The sequence below is a fragment of the Limosilactobacillus avistercoris genome (assembly GCF_014836425.1).
Classification (GTDB): domain Bacteria; phylum Bacillota; class Bacilli; order Lactobacillales; family Lactobacillaceae; genus Limosilactobacillus; species Limosilactobacillus agrestimuris.
Genome location: NZ_JACSQW010000009.1, coordinates 1 through 20348 on the forward strand (window position 1 = coordinate 1; position 20348 = coordinate 20348).

At 39.3% G+C, this 20348-nt stretch carries 22 protein-coding genes; 16 read left to right on the forward strand and 6 right to left on the reverse strand.

Going from position 1 to position 20348, the window contains the following annotated elements; all coding sequences use genetic code 11:
• Positions 1–132: 132 nt before the first annotated feature.
• The 4 genes from H9564_RS04475 to H9564_RS04490 form a co-directional block, all read right to left on the reverse strand.
• Positions 133–1404 carry an MATE family efflux transporter gene (locus tag H9564_RS04475; protein WP_191684385.1) on the reverse strand — a complete coding sequence of 424 codons (1272 nt, stop codon included), beginning with the start codon at positions 1402–1404 and terminating at the stop codon, positions 133–135.
• Positions 1405–1613: 209 nt separating this feature from the next.
• Positions 1614–2024: a peptide deformylase gene (locus H9564_RS04480; protein ID WP_191684325.1), complete on the reverse strand. Its 411-nt coding sequence runs from the start codon at positions 2022–2024 to the stop codon at positions 1614–1616.
• A 95-nt stretch (positions 2025–2119) separates the two neighbouring features.
• Positions 2120–3088 carry a membrane protein insertase YidC gene (gene yidC, locus H9564_RS04485; RefSeq protein ID WP_191684326.1) on the reverse strand — a complete coding sequence of 323 codons (969 nt, stop codon included), beginning with the start codon at positions 3086–3088 and terminating at the stop codon, positions 2120–2122.
• Positions 3089–3185: 97 nt separating this feature from the next.
• Positions 3186–3461 (reverse strand): acylphosphatase, encoded by a 276-nt coding sequence (locus H9564_RS04490; RefSeq protein WP_191684327.1) that lies wholly within the window; start codon positions 3459–3461, stop codon positions 3186–3188.
• A gap of 97 nt (positions 3462–3558) precedes the next feature.
• On the opposite strand from H9564_RS04490, the gene H9564_RS04495 reads away from it, so the two are divergent.
• The 8 genes from H9564_RS04495 to H9564_RS04530 all read left to right on the forward strand — a co-directional run bounded on the left by H9564_RS04495 (position 3559) and on the right by H9564_RS04530 (position 10597).
• Complete coding sequence (locus H9564_RS04495; RefSeq protein ID WP_191684328.1) at positions 3559–4335, forward strand: TrmH family RNA methyltransferase; 777 nt, start codon at positions 3559–3561, stop codon at positions 4333–4335.
• A 68-nt stretch (positions 4336–4403) separates the two neighbouring features.
• Positions 4404–4910, forward strand: coding sequence for an HD domain-containing protein (locus H9564_RS04500; RefSeq protein WP_191684329.1), 507 nt, complete (start codon positions 4404–4406; stop codon positions 4908–4910).
• 22 nt (positions 4911–4932) lie between these two features.
• Positions 4933–5271, forward strand: a complete 339-nt coding sequence (locus H9564_RS04505) for a winged helix-turn-helix transcriptional regulator (protein ID WP_191684330.1) — start codon at positions 4933–4935, stop codon at positions 5269–5271.
• A gap of 283 nt (positions 5272–5554) precedes the next feature.
• The gene (gene pheS, locus H9564_RS04510) at positions 5555–6601 is read left to right on the forward strand and encodes a phenylalanine--tRNA ligase subunit alpha (protein WP_191684331.1); all 1047 of its coding nucleotides are present in this window, start codon (positions 5555–5557) and stop codon (positions 6599–6601) included.
• Between the two features lie 5 nt (positions 6602–6606).
• Positions 6607–9024, forward strand: a complete 2418-nt coding sequence (gene pheT / locus H9564_RS04515) for a phenylalanine--tRNA ligase subunit beta (RefSeq protein WP_191684332.1) — start codon at positions 6607–6609, stop codon at positions 9022–9024.
• Between the two features lie 2 nt (positions 9025–9026).
• On the forward strand, positions 9027–9371 hold the full coding sequence (locus H9564_RS04520; protein WP_191684333.1) for an endolytic transglycosylase MltG: 345 nt from the start codon (positions 9027–9029) through the stop codon (positions 9369–9371).
• 81 nt (positions 9372–9452) lie between these two features.
• Positions 9453–9929, forward strand: a complete 477-nt coding sequence (gene greA / locus H9564_RS04525; protein WP_191684334.1) for a transcription elongation factor GreA — start codon at positions 9453–9455, stop codon at positions 9927–9929.
• A gap of 269 nt (positions 9930–10198) precedes the next feature.
• Positions 10199–10597, forward strand: coding sequence for a HesB/YadR/YfhF family protein (locus H9564_RS04530; protein WP_191684335.1), 399 nt, complete (start codon positions 10199–10201; stop codon positions 10595–10597).
• Positions 10598–10669: 72 nt separating this feature from the next.
• Here H9564_RS04530 and H9564_RS04535 read toward each other — a convergent pair whose 3' ends face one another.
• Positions 10670–13303 carry a YfhO family protein gene (locus H9564_RS04535; protein ID WP_191684336.1) on the reverse strand — a complete coding sequence of 878 codons (2634 nt, stop codon included), beginning with the start codon at positions 13301–13303 and terminating at the stop codon, positions 10670–10672.
• 186 nt (positions 13304–13489) lie between these two features.
• Here H9564_RS04535 and H9564_RS04540 point away from each other — a divergent pair, with 186 nt between their 5' ends.
• The 7 genes from H9564_RS04540 to H9564_RS04570 all read left to right on the forward strand — a co-directional run bounded on the left by H9564_RS04540 (position 13490) and on the right by H9564_RS04570 (position 18865).
• Entirely contained in the window at positions 13490–15571 is a 2082-nt protein-coding gene (locus tag H9564_RS04540; protein WP_191684337.1) for a peptidoglycan D,D-transpeptidase FtsI family protein, read from the forward strand.
• A gap of 137 nt (positions 15572–15708) precedes the next feature.
• Positions 15709–15858, forward strand: coding sequence for a 50S ribosomal protein L33 (gene rpmG / locus H9564_RS04545; protein WP_182581617.1), 150 nt, complete (start codon positions 15709–15711; stop codon positions 15856–15858).
• Between the two features lie 120 nt (positions 15859–15978).
• Positions 15979–16536: a 5-formyltetrahydrofolate cyclo-ligase gene (locus tag H9564_RS04550; RefSeq protein WP_191684338.1), complete on the forward strand. Its 558-nt coding sequence runs from the start codon at positions 15979–15981 to the stop codon at positions 16534–16536.
• Positions 16536–17198, forward strand: a complete 663-nt coding sequence (locus H9564_RS04555) for a rhomboid family intramembrane serine protease (RefSeq protein ID WP_191684339.1) — start codon at positions 16536–16538, stop codon at positions 17196–17198. The genes H9564_RS04550 and H9564_RS04555 overlap by 1 nt, the downstream gene beginning before the upstream one ends.
• 5 nt (positions 17199–17203) lie before the next feature.
• Positions 17204–17440: a YqgQ family protein gene (locus H9564_RS04560; RefSeq protein ID WP_191684340.1), complete on the forward strand. Its 237-nt coding sequence runs from the start codon at positions 17204–17206 to the stop codon at positions 17438–17440.
• Positions 17441–17470: 30 nt separating this feature from the next.
• Complete coding sequence (locus H9564_RS04565; RefSeq protein ID WP_191684341.1) at positions 17471–18433, forward strand: ROK family glucokinase; 963 nt, start codon at positions 17471–17473, stop codon at positions 18431–18433.
• Between the two features lie 18 nt (positions 18434–18451).
• On the forward strand, positions 18452–18865 hold the full coding sequence (locus H9564_RS04570; protein ID WP_191684342.1) for a rhodanese-like domain-containing protein: 414 nt from the start codon (positions 18452–18454) through the stop codon (positions 18863–18865).
• A 160-nt stretch (positions 18866–19025) separates the two neighbouring features.
• On the opposite strand, the gene H9564_RS04575 is transcribed toward H9564_RS04570, so the two are convergent.
• Positions 19026–19202 (reverse strand): DUF3042 family protein, encoded by a 177-nt coding sequence (locus H9564_RS04575; RefSeq protein ID WP_102169472.1) that lies wholly within the window; start codon positions 19200–19202, stop codon positions 19026–19028.
• A 99-nt stretch (positions 19203–19301) separates the two neighbouring features.
• Here H9564_RS04575 and miaA point away from each other — a divergent pair, with 99 nt between their 5' ends.
• Positions 19302–20225, forward strand: a complete 924-nt coding sequence (gene miaA, locus H9564_RS04580) for a tRNA (adenosine(37)-N6)-dimethylallyltransferase MiaA (protein ID WP_191684343.1) — start codon at positions 19302–19304, stop codon at positions 20223–20225.
• Positions 20226–20348 lie beyond the last annotated feature (123 nt).

A 20348-nucleotide genomic window follows, 5' to 3' on the forward strand; every position in this document is an offset into this window, starting at 1 on the left:
CGGTCAATTCTTAAACCGCCCGAATCATACATTTTTAAACCGCCATAAAACGACAATTCAAAACCGCCCTTGACAATAAAAAATGCTCCAGCAGTCGGCTTTCCGATGCTAGAGCATTTTTTAATTTAATAATTATTGGATACTTTCTTCTTGTTGATCGTATTGGTGAATGTGCTGGTAAACTAAAGCAATCCCGACAATGGTAACTATCAGTTCAGTCACTGGTACTGCTGCCCAGACTCCGTTAATCCCAAAGAAAAGGGGAAGAATGAAAATCAATGGTAAGAGGATAAGGTAGCCACGAAGGAGTGACAGGGTGAAGGAGGCACGAGCAGAGTTAGTTGCCGTTAAAAACAGAATAAGCAAGTAGTTAAGGGCACTAAAGAAGGCACTCGTGAAATAGATCGGAAGACCAACCGCCGCAAAGTGGACCAGTTGGCTCGAGCCTTGAGTATTAAAAATGTTGATGATCGGGTATTTAAACACGATTAAGATAATGAACTCGCTAAGAGCTAATATCAGAGTGATGACTATCCCGAGCTTCAATGCTTGAGACGTATTACTGAAATGGTGTTCACCATACTCCCGGCTGGCAACTGGCTGAACTCCTAGAGCGACACCATTTGCAATTGCAAGAACCACAATGGCGATATTGGAAATAACTCCGTAAGCGGCAACAGCATAGTTATTTGCTAGCATTAAGAGAACGTGGTTAAAGAAGAATACACTAACTCCCGTACTGAGTTCATTTAATGCTGCCGCTGCGCCTAAACGTGCTGACCGAATAATTGGTTTCAAAGAAGGGCGAACGAAGTGAAGGTGAAGTCGTCGCTCCTTAAAGCTGCGGTGAAATGATAAGACCACCAGACTAATCGCTGGTGAAAAAATAACCGCTAAGGCTGCTCCTTCCATTTTGAGGCCTAAACCAAAGATAAAGAACCAGTCAATAATAATCACCGATGTTGTTTCAATTACCGTTGCTAACATGGTTAAGGTTGGATTACCGTCATTACGGATAAAGTTAATACTAATGTAGTTGCACATTACAAATGGACCACACCAGGCAACAATTCGTACGTAGGTAATTGCTAACTCTCTCGTGGCATTATTGGCTCCAAGAAAATCAACAATGTTAACCGAAAATAGGTCAATTAGGAGTGCAAGGACAATTCCGAATATGGCTGCAGAAATCATTAGTGAACTATATAATGACTCTATTCGCTCTGGGTGAAGAATCTTATTTAGAGAAAAGATCGTTGCTCCACCGACTCCAAGGAGCAATCCCAAGGCATTAAAAAAGTTAAAGATCGGTAGGGCTAAGTTAAGGGCAGTCAGTCCCAAGGCTCCAGCGGCAATCGAAATAAATAGTGTATCGATTAGAACATAAATTGATGTTCCTAACATTGCGATAATATTTCGACTAACGTAGTGAAAAACTTCCTTTGTAATTGACAAAGATAAAACCTCCAGATTTACTTTCCATCCTCCAGAAGACTGGACGCCTGTGTGGAAAGTAAATATAATCTATGACAAAACCCGGCGATTTTGTAGCTCCTATTTCATTAATATTATCTTAGCAAATCCAATTAAGTGTTAACAAGTTGAACCAGGAGCTAAATTAAAATTCCGTTGAGATGATCGACTTCATGCTGGATAATTTCTGCTGGTAAGTCTGAAAGTTGTAAGAATTGTGGTTGCCATTCTTGATTATAAAAAGTGACCTTGATTTGACGGTAGCGGGTAACGGGCCGCTTCCCTTGAAGGGAAAGGCATCCTTCTTCTGTTTGGTAAGGAATAAGTTTTTGAGTGATTTGTGGGTTGTACATTACAACATTAAATGGGCCTAAAGTTGCGATAATAACGGCCTTATTAACACCAATCATATTGGCAGCCATTCCGATGCACTCGTTTTGGTGTACCTTTAGAGTATCCTGAAGATCAATCCCAATATTGAGATCTTGTTTTGTGGCGGGAATAGCTCGTTGCTGTAGAAAGGACTGGTCGTGGTTAATTGCTTTGATCATACTTTACATCTCCTAAGATTTTTTGAATTTGAAGTTGAGTAGTAATAATTTGAGGCTGAGAAAAACAATTTGCGTTTTCCCAGCCTCTCTAGTTTTTAATTATTATTTTTGTGGTGGTGTTGTTTACCAGCATTTCGTTGCCGATTAGTTTGTTTTGGTGTATTTGAAGATGCTGGGGCAGCAGATTTCTTTAACTGATCGATTGCTGCAGAAACGTTGTCATTGGTTTTGACAGTTGAACCGTTAGTCTTTAAAGCATCTGGAACCTTAACCGGGTTCTTTTTAGTTTCTTCTGCAATTTGTTTTCTAATTCGTGGTCGGTAGGCATTAATCATTAGGGTTTGAAGGATGGCAAATAGTCCACCGATGAAAAAGTAGAGTCCCAGACCAGCAGATGAGGTTAATGAAATAAAGAAGGTCATGAATGGACTTAGCCAGATTGCCATTTTCATTTGTTTTTTCTGTTCTTCTGGAACCCCAATTAAGCCAAGATAGCTTTGAACGGCATAAGCAATAAAAGAAAGGATTGCGAAGAGAATACTTGGCTTCCCTAGTGCAATGCCCATGAATGTTGCATGGTAAAGATCCGGAGAATAACGGATAGCGGCGTAAAGGGCAGCGAAGACTGGAAATTGGATCAATAATGGTAAACAACCAATTCCACCGGTTAGGCTAACATTATTTTCCCGATATACAGCCATCATTTGGGACCCAACAGCAGCTTGTTCTTCTGGAGTCTTTGCCTCTCGCTGCTTCTTTTGCAGGTCCTTTAATAGTGGTTGGATCTTAGCCATCTTTTCTTGCATAATGGTTGATTTCTTCATTTGTGAGAACATTACTGGTAGTAAGATTGTTCGTACAACCACAACAATGACGATAATTGCCCAACCATAATTGTTTCCAAGGTGACTAGCAAGCCATTCCATTAAATGTTGCATTGGCTTTGCCAGGTAAGTGTATGTCAGGCCGTATGGTTTACCAGACTTTGTTGTTCTTACACAACCAGTCAATAGTAGTAGGGCAACGGTTAATAGTCCCGCTACCGAAAGTCGTTTTCGTTTCATTAAGATACTCCCTTAGTGTATTTAAGATAATTATTGATTAATATAAAACAGTACATATATTAACATTAAATCCACTAGCAATTCTACTGCTTTAGTGCTATTTAATTATAAAGAGCCGGTATTGAGCTGTTGGCAAATCTTTTACTTCTAGCTTAGAGACCTTAGCAAATGGTGTGGGTCCCTTTTGAATTAAACTGATAAATTTATCAAGGTTATGTTGGTCCCCTTCTGCAATAATTTTAACGGTACCGTTAGGGAGGTTTTGGACGCTACCGGTTATGTTTAGCTGGGTAGCGATCTGCATAGTTCCGTAGCGGAAGCCAACTTCCTGAACCCGACCATGAGCAATTATTTCAAAACATTGGACTGTCATATATTTACTACCATCCTTAAGAAAACTATAGAAATTATTAACATTATTGTACACTATAACCATGGTATAATTAATCAAAAGAGGAGACGACAATTAGATGGAAAAACTTACGTCGATTCATAATCAACACGTAAAAAATTGGAAAAAACTACAAACAAAGAAGTATCGTCGCCAAACAGGTACGTACTTGTTAGATGGTTGGCACTTGGTGAGTGAAGCAACTCAGGCCGGAAATCATCTTTTGCAGTTAATTGGGACCGAGGAGCAGCTTCTTGCTCACCCTGAATTACAAGAACTTAGCGATGAAACATATGAAGTTACTGAGGAAGTGATGCAGCACATTACTGATACAGTTACACCACAAGGAATTGCTGCGGTGGTTTCGTTACCCGATGCGCATGAGATTCCAGACTTAAATACTTTGCATGGTGGTTGGCTATTTCTCGATCGAGTTCAAGATCCTGGTAATGTTGGAACAATGGTGCGGACTGCCGATGCCGCAGGTTTTACCGGAGTCGTTGTGAGCCACCGTTCGGCTGATATTTTTGGCCCCAAGGTTGTTCGTTCAATGCAGGGTTCTCAATTTCACTTGAAATTATATGAAGGAGATCTGGAGAAGTGGATCGAAGACTTTAAAGAGGTTAATGCACCGGTTTATGGTACCCAACTTAATCCTCAGGCAAAAAGTTTTCGTGATGTTGAACCAGGTAAAACCTTTGCCCTAGTTATGGGAAATGAAGGCCAGGGGATGAGTCAACAGCTTCTTAATCAAACTACGGATAACCTTTACATCCCAATGAGGGGACAAGCTGAGTCACTTAATGTTGCTATTTCAGCCGGTATCTTAATGTTCCAATTAAATAAAAATTTGTAATGCGTAATGATTTATTTGTTAGCATAAATCTTGTAAAATATCTTTAAGAATTAGAAGAGGAGGATTATATGAAGTCAATTAATGAATGGCGAACCGATTCAGAGTATGTTTCTATTGTTAGTGATTTATTAGCTCAGCCAGCTGTTCAAAAGTTAGCTCAGTATACACAACACCATCACTCGAACCGTCTCCAACATTCGATTACGGTTTCATTCGATAGTTACCGAATTGCAAAACGAATGCATCTCGATTATCGGAGTGTTGCCCGCGCTGGCTTGTTACATGACCTCTTTTATTATGATTGGCGGACTACCAAATTTGACTTGGGGACCCATGCGTTTATTCACCCACGGGTAGCTTTACGTAATGCTGAAAAGTTAACAAAGTTAAACGCTAAGGAAAAGGACATAATTCTAAAGCACATGTTTGGTGCAACCCTTGCTTTACCGAAATACCGTGAAAGCTGGATTGTTTCACTTGTGGATGATTTTGAGGCAGAACACGAATTCTTTAGTCCGTTACGGGCTAAGCTAGCACGTAAGATTCGTAAGCGCCGCATGAAGTCTGTATGGTAGTTTGTGGAAGGGAGTTGTTACTATGCAACAATTAGCTGAGAAGTCAGCTAATGCTGGTAGTTGTAAGCTTTGTCCAAAATTCACCCATACTTTTTCAATTCTTGGCAAAAAGTGGAATGGTTTGATTATTGAAGCCCTTTTAGTAAAGGATACGATGCGCTTTAAGGATCTTTCCGCTAGTATTGATGGGTGTAGTGATCGGGTTCTTTGCGAACGACTTAAAGAACTTGAGGATGAAAACATTGTTACTCGGAATACTTATAAGGGTGAAAACCGGATTGATTATTCATTAACTAAGCGGGGCCAAGAACTGCGTGAAGTGATGAGTACCGTTCATAAGTGGAGTGACAAGTGGAATTAATTTATCCTTGACCTAATAACGGTGCTTAGCTACAATAGTCTGTGATATTAAAAGTGTTGATGGAAACTAGTACCTGGGTGTAGCTGTTAGAGAGCCACTATGATTCTGCAATTAGTGGTCAGTGAATACGGGGAATTTCATTTCCGGAGCTGATATGTAATGATATTCCGGTTGATCGCCGTTATTGATTTTGAGTGTGCATTTTTTGCAAACTAGGGTGGTACCGCGAAGCCTCGTCCCTAATCGGACGGGGCTTTTTTGTTTACTATAAAGGAGTGAAATTATGGGATTAAAAGAACGACTTGCTGAACTTCGTGAAGAAGGATTGCAGGAAATTAAAGAATCAGAAGATCTGAAAAAGATTAATCAAGTTCGGGTGAAAATGCTCGGGAAAAAGGGACCAATCACAAATGTCCTTCGGGGAATGCGTGATTTAAGTGCTGAGGAACGACCAAAAGTTGGTCAATTTGCTAATAAGGTTCGTGATGAACTAACTGCCGCAATTGAAAATAAACGAGAAGAATTAGAACAAGCCGCAATGAATGCGGAACTAGAGGCTGAAACGGTTGATGTTACCATGCCAGGGACCCCAGTGGCACAGGGTGAACCACATGTTATTCAACAAATCATTGATCAAGTGGTCGACCTGTTTGTTTCAATGGGCTATGAGGTTGCTGTCGGTGATGAAGTTGAACAAGAAGTATATAACTTTGAAAAGTTGAACCTTCCAAAGGATCACCCAGCACGTGATATGCAGGATACTTTCTACGTTACTCCATCTGTTCTGATGCGGACACAAACGTCACCAATGCAAGCACGGATGTTGGAAAAGCATGACTTTAGTCAGGGACCATTAAAGATGATCTCACCAGGAAAGGTTTACCGGCGTGATACAGATGACGCTACCCACAGTCACCAATTTAACCAAATTGAAGGGATGGTTGTTGGGAAGCATATTACGATGGCTGATCTAAAGGGAACATTAAAAGTTGTTGCTCAATCTCTTTTTGGCGACAAGCTTAATGTTCGTTTGCGGCCTAGTTACTTCCCATTTACTGAACCATCAGTAGAAGCTGATATTACTTGCTTTAACTGTATGGGTAAGGGATGCTCTATTTGTAAGCACACTGGTTGGATTGAAGTTCTCGGTGCCGGAATGGTTCACCCAAATGTTTTACGGATGTCTGGTGTCGATCCAGAAGAATTTGGTGGATTTGCCTTTGGATTAGGTCCTGACCGGTTTGCAATGTTGAAGTACGGTGTTACTGATATTCGGAACTTCTACCAAAATGACGTTCGCTTCTTAACTCAATTTGATCGGAAAGGATAACGGCAATGAAAGTTTCATACAATTGGTTAAATGAATATTTAGACCTTGATGTTGAACCACGCGATCTTGCCGAAAAGATTGCGCGGACATCAGTTGATATTAATGATGTTTATTCTTTAAGTGATGGCTTGAAGAAGTTGGTAGTTGGTGAAGTTGAAACCTGTGAACCACACCCTGATTCAGATCACTTACACGTTTGTTCAGTAAACGTTGGTGAGGAAGAACCACTTCAAATCGTGTGTGGTGCGCCGAACGTTGCTGCTGGTCAAAAGGTAATCGTTGCATTGAACGGTGCCCGGATTGCTGATAATCAAAAGATTAAGCGTGGTAAGATTCGTGGCGTTGAATCAAATGGAATGCTCTGTGCATTGCAAGAAATCGGCTTTAGTGACCGGATCGCTCCTAAGGCTTATGAAGAGGGAATTTACATTCTCCCTGAAGATGCACAACCAGGTGAGTCCGTATTTAGTTACCTTGGGATGGACGATACGATTATTGATACTGACGTTACTCCTAACCGTGGAGATATGTTGAGTATTTACGGTAACGTTAACGATATTGCCGCTTTTTATAATTTGAAGCCCCACTTTAAGGAAGTTGCGGTTGAAGAAAATGATGATCAAGCAACTAGTGATCTCATTAGTGCAGATATTCCGGATGAAAAAATTGCCCCAACATACAAGTTACGGGTAATCAAGGGCGTTAAGATTGCTGATAGTCCATTGTGGCTGCAAATCCGTCTTTGGAATTCAGGCGTTCGGCCAATTAATAACGTTGTGGACGTTACAAATTATGTCTTACTTAAGTATGGTCAACCATTGCACAGTTATGATTATGATAAGTTACCAAGTCATGATCTTAGTGTTCGTCATGCTCAAAAGGATGAAAAGTTTGTTACCTTAGACGATGAAGAACAGGTATTAAACGAAAATGATATTGTTGTAACTAGTGGCGACAAGCCAATCGCCCTTGCTGGGACAATGGGTGGTCAAGAGACAGCTGTTTCAGAAGATACCACTACTGTTGCATTGGAAGCAGCTATTTTTGATTCAGTAATGGTTCGTAAGCAGGCTCGCCGCCTTGATCTTCATAGTGAATCATCCATGCGGTTTGAACGGGGAATTAATCCTGAAACGGTTGAAACTGCAATTGATGAAGCTGCCCAATTAATTGCAGAATTAGCTGGTGGAACCGTTACTCGGGGGATTGTTACTGGAAGTGAAAAGCCAGCAAAGAGTAAGGAAATTGAACTTTCCCTTTCAAAGATTAATCATGTCTTGGGAACCGAACTAAAGATGGAAGATGTTACTGACGTCTTTGATCGTTTATCATTCTCTAATAAATTAACGAGTAATGATACGGTCCTCGTAACTGTTCCAGCACGGCGTTGGGATATTAGTTTACCTGCTGACCTCTATGAAGAAGTGGCACGGATTTATGGTTATGATAACTTGCCAGAAAGTTTACCTGTAATGACTCGTAATCATGGTGGACTTTCACCACGGCAAAAGTTTATTCGTGCTGCTCGTCACGATTTTGAAGGAATGGGCTTAAATCAAGCAATTAGTTATTCATTGACTACTGTTGAAAAGGCAAAGCAATTCCAAATTGATCCAGTAGCTGAACCAATGAAGCTGGACTTCCCAATGAGTTCTGATCACGTGGCAACACGGATGAGCATTATTAGTGGATTGTTAATTGATGTTGCTTATAATGTTTCTAGGAACGTTAATAACGTTGCCCTTTACGAAGAGGGACGGGTATTTATTCCTCGTGGTGGTGAACGTCCAGAGGAACAAGAACATGTTGCCGGTGTCCTTACTGGACAGCTATTAAACAATAGTTGGCACATTGCAGATCAGCCTGTCGACTTTTTCCAAGTAAAGGGAATGGTAGAACGTTACCTTCATAATATGGGAATTGCCGGGAAAATTGAATATGATGCTGATCATTCCAGAAAAGAAATGCATCCTGGTCGGACAGCTAATATCCTGATTGATGGTGAATTAGTTGGTTTTGTTGGTCAAGTTCACCCCCAAACAGCTAAGGAATATAAAATTCCAGAAACATATGTCTTTGAATTGAACCTCGAACAATTACTGAAAGCGAAGAAAGTTGAAAACGAGTACACGCCAATCAGTAAGTTCCCAACAATTACTCGTGATATTGCCTTGTTAGTTGATACGGATGTTACTAATGAAGAAATTGTTGATCTAATTGAGAAGCGTGGGGGAGCCTTCTTAAAGAGTGTTCACCTATTTGATGTTTACAGTGGAGCTCACCTTCCTTCTGGAAAGAAGTCATTAGCTTACACGTTAACTTATCAAGATACTAAGGCAACCTTGACTGAAGATCAGGTTAACCAAGCCTTTGCTAAGGTAACTAAACGTCTTCAAGACCAATTAAATGCTGAGATCCGCTAATAATGACTAACGATAAGTTACGGCGACAAAATCGGGTCGTCATTATTATCTTGGTAATTCTTGTATGTTGTGGACTAGGGATTCATCAGTATTTTAATTATGCGTTAAAACCAGTTGATCCTTCTTCAAAGCGGATTGTTCATGTTGAGATTCCCAAAGGAGCAACCGATCATCAGGTAGGAGTAATCCTAAAAGGCAAACGACTAGTACGGAGTAGCTTCGTTTGCGATTATTACTTACAAACGCATAAGGAAGCTGGGGTAAAGGCCGGAACCTTTAAATTAAAAGCCTCATATTCAACACCGCAGATTGTTAAGATTTTACAAGAATCCCGCGAAAGTCGTTAAAATTATTTTAGAATAGGCATTTACAATTACTTAAACAAATGGTAATTTACCAGTGGATATAAGATAGGAGTGTGTAATTAAATGGCTGAAGAAAAAACATTTCCAATGACCTTGGAAGGAAAACAAAAGCTTGAACAAGAACTAGAAGACCTTAAATTGAAGCGTCGTCCAGAAGTTATTAAGCGAATTAAAATTGCTCGAAGCTATGGTGACCTTTCAGAAAACTCTGAATACGAATCTGCAAAGGATGAACAAGCCTTTGTTGAAAGTCGGATTTCTCAAATTGAAAATATGCTTCAATACGCTGAAATCATTGATAATGAAGATGTTGATAAGGACGAAGTATCAATGGGTCGGAAGGTAACAATTCAAGAACTTCCTGACGAAGAACCTGAAAGCTACCAAATTGTTGGTGAATCTGAATCAGATCCATTTGCTGGTAAGATTTCTAACGAATCACCAATGGCTAAGGGACTTCTTGGTCATAAAGTCGGTGAAGAAGTTGAAATTGAAATTCCTAACGGCACGATGAAAGTTAAGATTTTAAGTGTAGAATAGGCAGCTAGGAATTAGTCTTCTCGAGAACCTGGTTGGCTAACCTATCAGGATTCCTGCAATTAGATTTGAAGACTGTTAGTGACAGATGAGCGTGAGAAAAAACAAAACGTTTTTCTCACGCTCATCTCATTTTAAATCGCCATTAAACGACAATATTAGTTAATACTGACTATTTCATTAAGTTTTACTTTTATTCAGCGAAAAGAATATCTTTCTTATCAATGAAAGTGCTATCATAAAGTATGATAACCGGAAGGATGTGAAAAAATATGAAAATGATTATAACCGATGCCGCTAATGACTGGTTTAAGGATAATCTTGGATTAGAAAATGGCGGTGGAGTGAAGTTTTATGGAAAGACATATGGTTCAACTGAAGTTCACCATGGCTTTTCACAAGGCTTTGCTCGGGAAGATGTTCCAGTTTCACCTATTCTTGAAGTAAAAAAGGATAATATTAATTATCATATTGATAACCTTGATGAATGGTTCTTTAAGGGATTAATCATGACTGTTGACTACGATAAGAAGTCTGATGGCCCGGTTTTCCATTTTAAGCATGAAGATGGAGATACAACTCCTGACGTGGCTGGGTTGGATAAAGATTCAGATGACCATGCCGATAATAAGGCAGATGCGTCAACTGGTGCCTCAGCTCAATGGAAGTAAATTAATTGTAGTGGATAAGTAAAATCGACTCCAAAGTGCGGACTTTACGTACTTTGGGGTCGATTTAGCTTTTTAGTATTTAACCCTTCTCCTATTCAATTGGGAGAGGAGGAGTGCTGATAAGAGACTGAGAAGACTAATGATCATTCCAGTAACAAGGTATGGTGGTCGGTAGTGTAGAGTAACGTGGTGGGTTCCCGGCTTAATCTTGAGGGCTAAGAATGTTCCAATTACTTTTTGACACTTTACCGGGTGGTTATCAATTTTTGCGTGCCATCCTTTATCATAAGGGATGGTTGTCATTAATACTCCCTGATCTTTTTTAATATTAACTGTTCCTTTAAGGGTAGTTGCACTTGCCTGACTAAGCTTTAATGGTGATCGCTGTAGTATTTTAAGGTCATGATTAAATGCTTGTTGATTTAAGCGGTACAAACTAACATTTTGCATCCATAGTTCGGAATGCTTGAGGTGGAAGGTAGCAATAATTTTTTGCCCCTTTTGGTGGTGAGCAACGTTCATAATTACGGTATCTCGATATGTTTGGTATTGACTAAAATGACGATTATTAACAGTAATTGAAGCATCATCTTTAACGTTTGGACCAATAGTTAGGTAGTATGAATCGTTAGTTGTAGGGATAATCTCTAACTTCATGCTAGCTCCTTCAGATTGATGTTCTTTTTTGAAGACAGAACCGGTGATTTGGTCAGCACTTTGAACATTTTGAAAATCAACTTGGTTAAAGTTTTGAACTTCAAACAATGGTTTTGGTGAGTTTGCTAGGTCTTGGTAGATCTCAGATTGATAAGCCACCGGATCATAGGTATCATGAGTTGAATTAAGAATCCGTGAATTAGCACCAAATGCAATTGGAAGTGCAGCAGTATTTTTCCGGATTCCAATATTGTTAGTTACTGCGATCGGTTTTTGAGTATTCCAGTCAGGACGATACCCGGACAATGGTAAGAATGGTTTTGGACGATCAGGATCAATTACAGCCATTGTATAACGGAAGCCTAATAATGAATCAGTTACCTGGGTTCCGTTATCATATGATACGAAGCCATCGCCAGCTGGTTGGCCAATCGCTCCCATAAATGCTGGAAGACTTGGGACAATGGTTGAACCAAAATGATCACCACCATTAAAGCCGCTTTGAAGGGGGTCGTCTTTAGTCCGCATAAAGGTCTTAGCGATTCGATAAAAACCATGGTCAATGTGTTTTACCTTTGTAGTAGCGTTATTCAGTGCTGTGGTATACTCGCCAAATTCTGGCTGACTAACGTATGAAATCTGGTTTAATGCAGTGTAAGCACTAGTTGAAATATCGCAAGTTGCTATTAGTACTAGCAAGAGGTCGCTCATGATTGGGGAAGCCGAACGGGGAATCCCCAAGAAAATAATGCTAACAATTGCAAGACCAAGGCCAATGAATTTTTGACTATTGTTAATATATGAAACGGTTAATGTTTCAACATATGTGAAGGTAGCAAGAGTAAGAATTAGTAAAATTGCGAGTTGACATTTTGATGGTTGAAATTCTTTTTGAAGGCAGGTAGCTGCTAGAAGAATGATCCAGAAGCAGAAGATAAATGAAAATCTTGAGGGATACCATACAGGAAATTGTCCAATATGCCAAAAGAGATCGAATGGTTCATAGCAAAATGAAAGAACAAAAAAAGCGGTAATTAGAAAGGCAATGATTCGTTGTCCTAGGTTAATTTTTCGGTTTAAAAAGTATAACGTTAAGCCAAATATCATTAACATTCCAACGTAAATGTTGGCTTGACCACTAGGCATTTGGTTAAAATTGAATGATCCCGGGACAAGCTTAGCCAAAAGTTTTAAGGGATTGTATTCAAAGTGACTCCTAATATGATTATTAGTATATGTGCCCTTGCTTTGAAGAAGAGAATAAATAGTTGGCAATAATACAAAGCAGCTGATCCCAACCGCGATTAACGAAGAAAGGATGTAACGGCCAAGTGCTTGTAGACGTGCTTTCCAAGCATTAATTAGTGGGAGCTGCCAGATAAAAAGGAGAATTGTCAAGATACAGATCATCCAAGCCATATAATAGTTATCAATGACCACGATAGCGAGCCAACTAATATAGCAAGAGAATTTACGAGCAAAGATAACCTGGTGGAGTCCCCAAACAATTAACGGTAGAATAATCATGGCATCTAACCAGAGAAGGTTCAGTTGGTTAGCAATGATCCAGCCATTTAAAGCGTATGCAGTGCTAAAAGCAAGAATTCGGATTCCAGATTGAAGCTTGTTTTTAGTTAATAGCCACGCAAATGATAATCCTGAAAGACCATATTTTAATAAGGTTAATACTAAAACACCGCTGGAAAGGTGGGCTGCTGGAAAGAAAAGAAGAATTAGGTTGAGGGGACTCCAAAGATAATAGGCATTGGTTCCCCACATTTCCCCGCCAAGACTCTTACTGAACGAATAAATGAATTCGCTTGGGTGGTGTAACAGTGTCCGTCTAAAGTAGGAAAAAAAGTCAATATATTGCTGACCAAGGTCGACTGTTAGTAAGGTGCTTTTCCCAAAGGGAGCCATAGAACGATAAGCAAAATAAGCTCCCATTATAATTATTGGAAGGAAAAAGCTGATTAATAAAATATGTTGTTTTTTTAGTTGAGAACGGAATTGCACAAAATGTCCTCCTAAATAGAATATCTTTGTCATTATATACCGAATTCATTGACTATGAATGTGAAGGTTCTGTTAAGTTTCGGTGATTTAGCCGTTTGTGTATTCATTTTTGCATCAATAAAGTGTATGATTGCATTTTGGTAAGTTAGGTTTAACTGCCAAATGAGGCAAAATTTGCTACAATAGAAATCATCACGGTAAAAGGAGAAGTTTAATACTGTGAAGTTTTTTGATCGAATTACGAACTATTTTAGTTCAAATAAAGGTAAACATAAAAATGCCCAATCCATAATTCCCTCACGGTTGAACTTATTGCTTTGGATTGTTGGAATATTGCTGTTAATGCTCGCTGGTCGTTTATTCTACCTCCAGATTCTTCATGGATCGTCATATAAAGCCGAGGTTAAGCGGTCAGATACCACTATTCAGACAAATAACGTTCAACGGGGAATGATTTATGATAGTCGTGGCAAGGTAATTGTAGGTAACCAGACTCACCAAGCGATTACCTATACTAAGAGTTCTAACGTAACTACCGACCAACTTTATAAAATTGCTAACCGCTTAGGAAGATACATTACCGTAAGTAATAGTGATACTCGGTTAACTGATCGGAATGAGGAAGACTATTATTTAGCAGATAAGAGTAACCTTAAGCAAATTACTAAAAAGCTAAATCTTTCAAAAGATACTAGTGATGATAAAAAGTATGATGCTGCGTTGAAATACTTGAAGAACCATCCAGACGAATGGCATTTATCAAGCCATGAAAAGAGTAATGCGCGGATTTATGCAGCGATGACAGGAGCATACTCATTATCAACAACTTACATCAAAAAGTCTGGAGTTACTAGTAAAGAGCTTGCCAGAGTTGGTGAGCATTTAAACCAGATGCCTGGTGTTAAAATTGGAACGGCTTGGACAAGAAACTATCCTCAAGGAAAGGACTTTCAATCATTAACCGGAACGGTCTCATCATCTGGGTTGCCAGCCGATCAGATCAATAGCCTTCTTTCTCAGGGATATTCAAGAAGCGATAACGTTGGTCAAAGTTATCTTGAAAAAATGTTCCAAGGTACTTTAGTTGGTTCTAAGTCGCAGACTCAAGTGACTACCAGTGGAAGTAAGGTTACTAATGAAACTGTTAAGTATCCTGGGAAAAAGGGTGATAACCTTGTTTTAACGATTAATGCTAAGTTCCAAAAACGCGTTCAACAAATTTTAGAGCAAAATTATTCATCTGCAGGGATTTCATACTCACCAGGTGTTTATGCTGTAGTAATGAATCCTCATACAGGTGCCATTTATGCAATGGCCGGAATCGACCGTAACCAGAAGACCGGAAAGCAAACTCCTGACCAAATTGGTGCGATTAACCACCCAATTACTATGGGTTCCGTTGTTAAGGGTGCCACTATTATGGGAGGCTTAATGAGTGGTGTTATTACACCGTCAAACAACACCTTAACTGATCAACCAATTAAGGTTGCGGGAACTTCGACAAAGGCCTCATGGTTTAATAAAACCGGGTCAGCTAACATGGCTTTAAATGCACCAACTGCCTTGGAAGTTTCATCTAACTCTTACATGATGCAATTGATCATGAAAGAGGGAGGGATGAACTATAAGCCAGGCGCCCAATTGACATTGAAACCAAGTATTTTTGCTAAGGAACGTCAATACTTTAATATGTTTGGTTTAGGACAAAAGACTGGGATTGACTTACCAGGTGAAACAGCTGGTTACAATGGTCCATCTTCTCAGAAACATATTGGTTCAGCACTTGACTTGGCATATGGTAACTATGATGGATATACAGTTATTCAACTTGCACAATACATGTCAACGATTGCTAATGGTGGAAACCGGATGCGGCCATATATTGTCAAAGAAATTCGGGGAAGTAAGTCGAATGGTAAACTTGGGCGAGTAGAATCAACGACTCAACCACAAGTACAATTTACAATTCCTGCTTCAAAAGAAGACTTTGACTTGGTACGTCAAGGACTTTACCAAGTTACTCACGGAACTAGTAGTTATGTAACTGCAAAGTCACTGGGAAGCGCTAAGCCATCAATTTCCGGGAAGACAGGGACTGCGGAAACTGTAACTAATGGTCATCAAACCTCAACAATTAGTTTTGCTGGATATTCGCCATCGAAGAATCCACAAGTTGTTGTTGCTCTTGCAATTCCCGGGGTAACCAATGAAAATGGTGGAGCAAACTTGAATATGGCTAAACAAATTTTTAGTGCCTACTGGAAGATTGTTCAGGACTCCAAGAGTACTAGTAATAATTAACAATTTGTGGACCTGTCAAGTGTTTTTCCTTAACAATTATCACAAAAGACTGGTCAAACTGGTTAATTAATGATATAGTTGTACGAGTTAGGGTTAATAACCACGTTAAATAAAATAAAAAATAGGAGGTCATGACAATGCGTGTCAACATTATCCTTGAATGCACATCATGCCACGAACGGAATTACTTAACTAGTAAGAACCGTCGTCACAATCCCGATCGTCTTGAATTAAACAAGTACTGCCCTCGGGAACGTAAGGTTACTTTACACCGTGAAACAAAGTAATTAAAAAAAGCACCTTTTAGGTGCCTTTTTTATTACTTTGTGAAAAAAACGCTTGCATAAATAACGGTGAGCTGTGATAATTATAGACTGAAAACGTTTAAAAGGAGAGATTGTAGGATAATGACGTATTCAAAGAAGGAGTTGCGTCAGGCGTATATTGCCCGACTGCAACAACTTGATCTTAATACGCGTTTACATGAAGAAAAAAGATTAACTTCAATGCTATTCGATCAGCCTGAGTGGATGAACGCTAAGGTAATTGCAACAACGTTAAGTCAGTCCTTAGAGTTGGATACTTCTCCAATTATTCTTCATGCTCGTCATGAGAATCGCCAAATTGTTGTCCCACGAACCTTGCCAGATCGTCAAATGGAATTTGTGGAATTAAACGAAGATAGTGAGTTTGTAGAAACTACTTTTGGGATTTTGGAACCACAAAACGGTCGAGTATATAAGCCAAGCGAGATCGATCTGATGATCGTTCCTGGTGTGGCATTTACCCAATCAGGTCGACGGATCGGGTTTGGTGGCGGATATTATGATCGTTACTTGAGTAAGTATGACGGTAATACTATTTCGTTATCATTTACTACTCAATTGGCAAATGAAGATGAATGGCAAAGTGAGCAGTACGATAAAACAGTCGATAAAGTTCTTTCTTTATCGGAGACTGATTGATGAGGGATCAGCTTTGGCGAAGGACACCAGTAACAGTTGTCCTCTTGGCTATTCAGATTATTGCATTTATCGTAATGATACTATTAGGTGGCTCAACTAATTCAAATGTCTTAATAGAATGTGGTGCCCGTGTTACTCCACTAATTCGTGAGGGGCAGTGGTGGCGACTGATTACCCCAGTGTTTCTCCATATTGGGGTTACCCACTTGATTATTAACAGTATTACCCTTTACTTTTTGGGGATGTATATTGAGGAATTATTTAGTCACTGGCGAATGTTAGTGATATACCTTGTTAGTGCTTTTACCGGGAATTTGGCGAGTGCTTATTTCTTACCGAATACTATTTCGGCGGGAGCAAGTACGGCACTATTTGGTTTGTTTGGTGCCTTTTTAATGCTTGGTGAATCATTTCATGATAATGGCTTAATTCATGACCTAAGTCGACAATTTCTAATCTTGGTTGGAATTAATATCGTAATGGACTTGTTCCTTCCGGGAATTGATTTAGCTGGGCATGTTGGTGGTCTTCTTGGTGGATTCCTAGTGTCATACGTTGTTGGTGCACCATTTGTGGGCCACGTTCGTCTTTATAAACGATTAATCAGTAGTATTATATTGTTCTTTGGCATTGTTGCCATGATAATCGCAATTGGTAGGTGATTGAGATGACAAAACCGCGAGAATATCGAACTTTATATGATGTTCAACAGTTACTAAAAGAATTTAATGTCTATGTTTATGTTGGTAAACGGTTATATGATATCGAATTAATTGCGATTGAATTAGATCACTTATACCAAGCAGGTGTTGTTGATAGCAAGACCTACATGAAAGCAAAAATTGTTCTTCGGAAAGAACATCACGAAGAAGAACAACGAGAGAAAAAAGGAACGGCTATTTAGGAACCGTTTGAATGAAAGGAAATGAAAATAATGGCTAAAAAATTAATTGGTGTTGATCTTGGTGGAACTACTATTAAGTTTGCAATCTTAACTGAAAATGGTGAAATTCAACAAAAATGGTCTTTACGGACTAACATTTTAGATGAAGGCTCACACATTGTTCCTGATATCATTGATTCAATTAACCACCACCTTGACTTGTACAAGATGGATCGTGATCAATTTGTAGGAATTGGTATGGGGACTCCCGGAACAATTGACCGTGATAAGGGTACTGTTGTCGGTGCATACAACCTTAACTGGAAGACTACCCAAAATGTTAAGGAACAAATTGAAGAAGGCACCGGAATGAAGTTTGCTTTAGATAATGATGCGAACGTTGCCGCCCTTGGTGAACGCTGGAAGGGTGCTGGTAATGAAGGTGATGATGTTGCCTTTATTACTCTTGGTACTGGTGTTGGGGGTGGATTAATCTCCAATGGTCGTCTAGTTCATGGTATGGTTGGTGCCGGTGGTGAAGTCGGTCATATGATCGTTAAGCCAAATGGTTACCTTTGTACTTGTGGTAACCGGGGTTGTCTTGAACAATATGCTTCTGCTACTGGGATTGTTCACATTGCCCAAGATAAGGCAGAAGAATATGAGGGTGACAGTCGCCTAAAGGCAATGATTGATAATGGTGACGAAATCACCGCTAAGATCGTCTTTGATTTGGCCAAGCAAAATGATTACTTGGCAAATACTGTTGTTGATGAAGTGGCATTCTACTTAGGTTTGGCTGCTGCTAACTTAAGTAACGCTCTTAACCCTGAATACCTTGTTATTGGTGGTGGGGTATCAGCTGCTGGTGACTTCTTATTGAAGCGGGTTAACGAAAACTTCAAGAAGTTTGCCTTCCCAACTGTTCGGACATCAACTCAATTGAAGTTGGCTGAACTTGGTAACGATGCTGGTGTTATCGGTGCTGCTTCCTTAGCTCGTCAATTTATGTAAAAGTAAGGGAGCGTTAACGTGATTCTTGGAGTTAGTAGTGGGTTATTAACCTTCAATATCGTTATTATTGTCCTTCTTCTTGCCTGGGGTTTTAGTTGGCTTTTCCAATATTACCGGCGAAAGAAGTATGCAACTGTGTTGGATCAGGATGCATTTCATAAGGGAATGCGTAAAGCACAGGTAATTGATCTGCGTCAACCAAATGACTTTAAAAAGGGCCATATTTTGGGAGCACGGAGCTTACCATATATTTACTTAAAGCAACAGTATGGTGAATTACGCCCAGATCTTCCCGTTTATATGTATGATCAAGGAATTGCAATCAGCACTCAAGCAGCAGCTTTCCTTGCAAAACACGGTTATCACCAACTATACATCCTTAAGGGTGGTTATAATGGTTGGAAAGGGAAGACAAAGAAGTCAAAGTATTAGAATAAAGAGTGTTATTGTAAGCTAGTATGGCAAATAACACGGAATAAAAAATGACTCCCAAAGTTCTCTTAGTTTGAACTTGGGAGTCATTTTTATACCAAGGAGTGTAATAAAGTTATGAGTAACTTCTTTTGCACTCCATTTTTATTTATAATAATAATTAAGCTTGATGAGCGGAACGACTCTTCCGGGTAGCAGCTTTCCGGTTCTCATCAAATTTTTCTTCTTGGTCTTCGATTGGTTTAACAACAGTCTTGTGGAAGGTGAATGCACCACTAGCGATTGCAGCTAATGTACCGAAAGTACCGATTAAAACACCCTTAGCAAAATTTTTCATGATATAGCCTCCTCTTATTTCTATGTTACCTCTATTATGCAAGACTTAACGACTTTTTACCAGTAAGAAGGATCAAAATTTATTTTAAGGAGATAAAAAATGTCTAAAGTTATAGCAATTGTTGGACCGACAGCGGTTGGTAAGACCGCACTATCAATTGACTTAGCAACCGCTTTTAATGGTGAAGTAATTTCTGGTGACTCGATGCAAGTATATCGACACTTAGATATTGGAACAGCAAAGGTAACTCCTGAAGAAATGGCAGGAATTCCTCATCACCTAATTGATATTTGTGACGTTGATCAACAGTATTCAGTTGCTAAATTTAAACAAGAAGCAAATGGGTGGATTAAGGAGATTAGTAATTCCGGACATTTACCGTTAATTGTTGGTGGAACTGGATTTTATTTACAGGCGTTAACGGAGAATCTTTCCCTGGGTGGTAAACAGGTTCAGCAACAGTCTGAGGCGATCCGTGAGCATTGGCACCAGATTTTAAAAGAACAGGGAGCCCATTACGTTTGGCAACAGTTAGAAAAGAAGGATCCTAAAGCTGCTATAGCGATTCCTGAAAATAATTCACGAAGGGTAATTCGGGCGTTAGAAGTAATTGAAACCGGGAACCAGTTATTCTCCCAACAACAGCAGTCGCATGCAAAAGATGAGTTCTTGCTAATCGGTCTTACAACGGCACGCCCAGTTTTGTATGAACGGATTAATAAACGGGTTGACTTAATGATGAGTTCTGGACTGCTTGATGAGGCAAAGTTGTTATACGATAAGGGAGGAATCAATTTGCCAGCTGGGAAAGGAATTGGCTATCATGAGTTATTTCCATATTTTGCTGGTGAATGTTCACTTGATGAAGCAATAGTAAAAATCAAACAGGATTCGCGGCATTATGCTAAAAGACAGTTGACCTGGTTTAGAAATAAAATGGATGTTCACTGGTTTGATTTGGTAAGTGGACAGAATGATACTAATGAAATCAAACAATTTATTGATTCGTGGTTAAAAAAATAAAGTTTTTACATTAATTTAGTTATGATTAGGTTAAAACGTTTTCAGTAAATTGACTTAATGGTTTTCAATTGGTATCCTTAAGCAGTATTAAGAAAAACAAGCTTTTCTAATGAAATGAGGTTA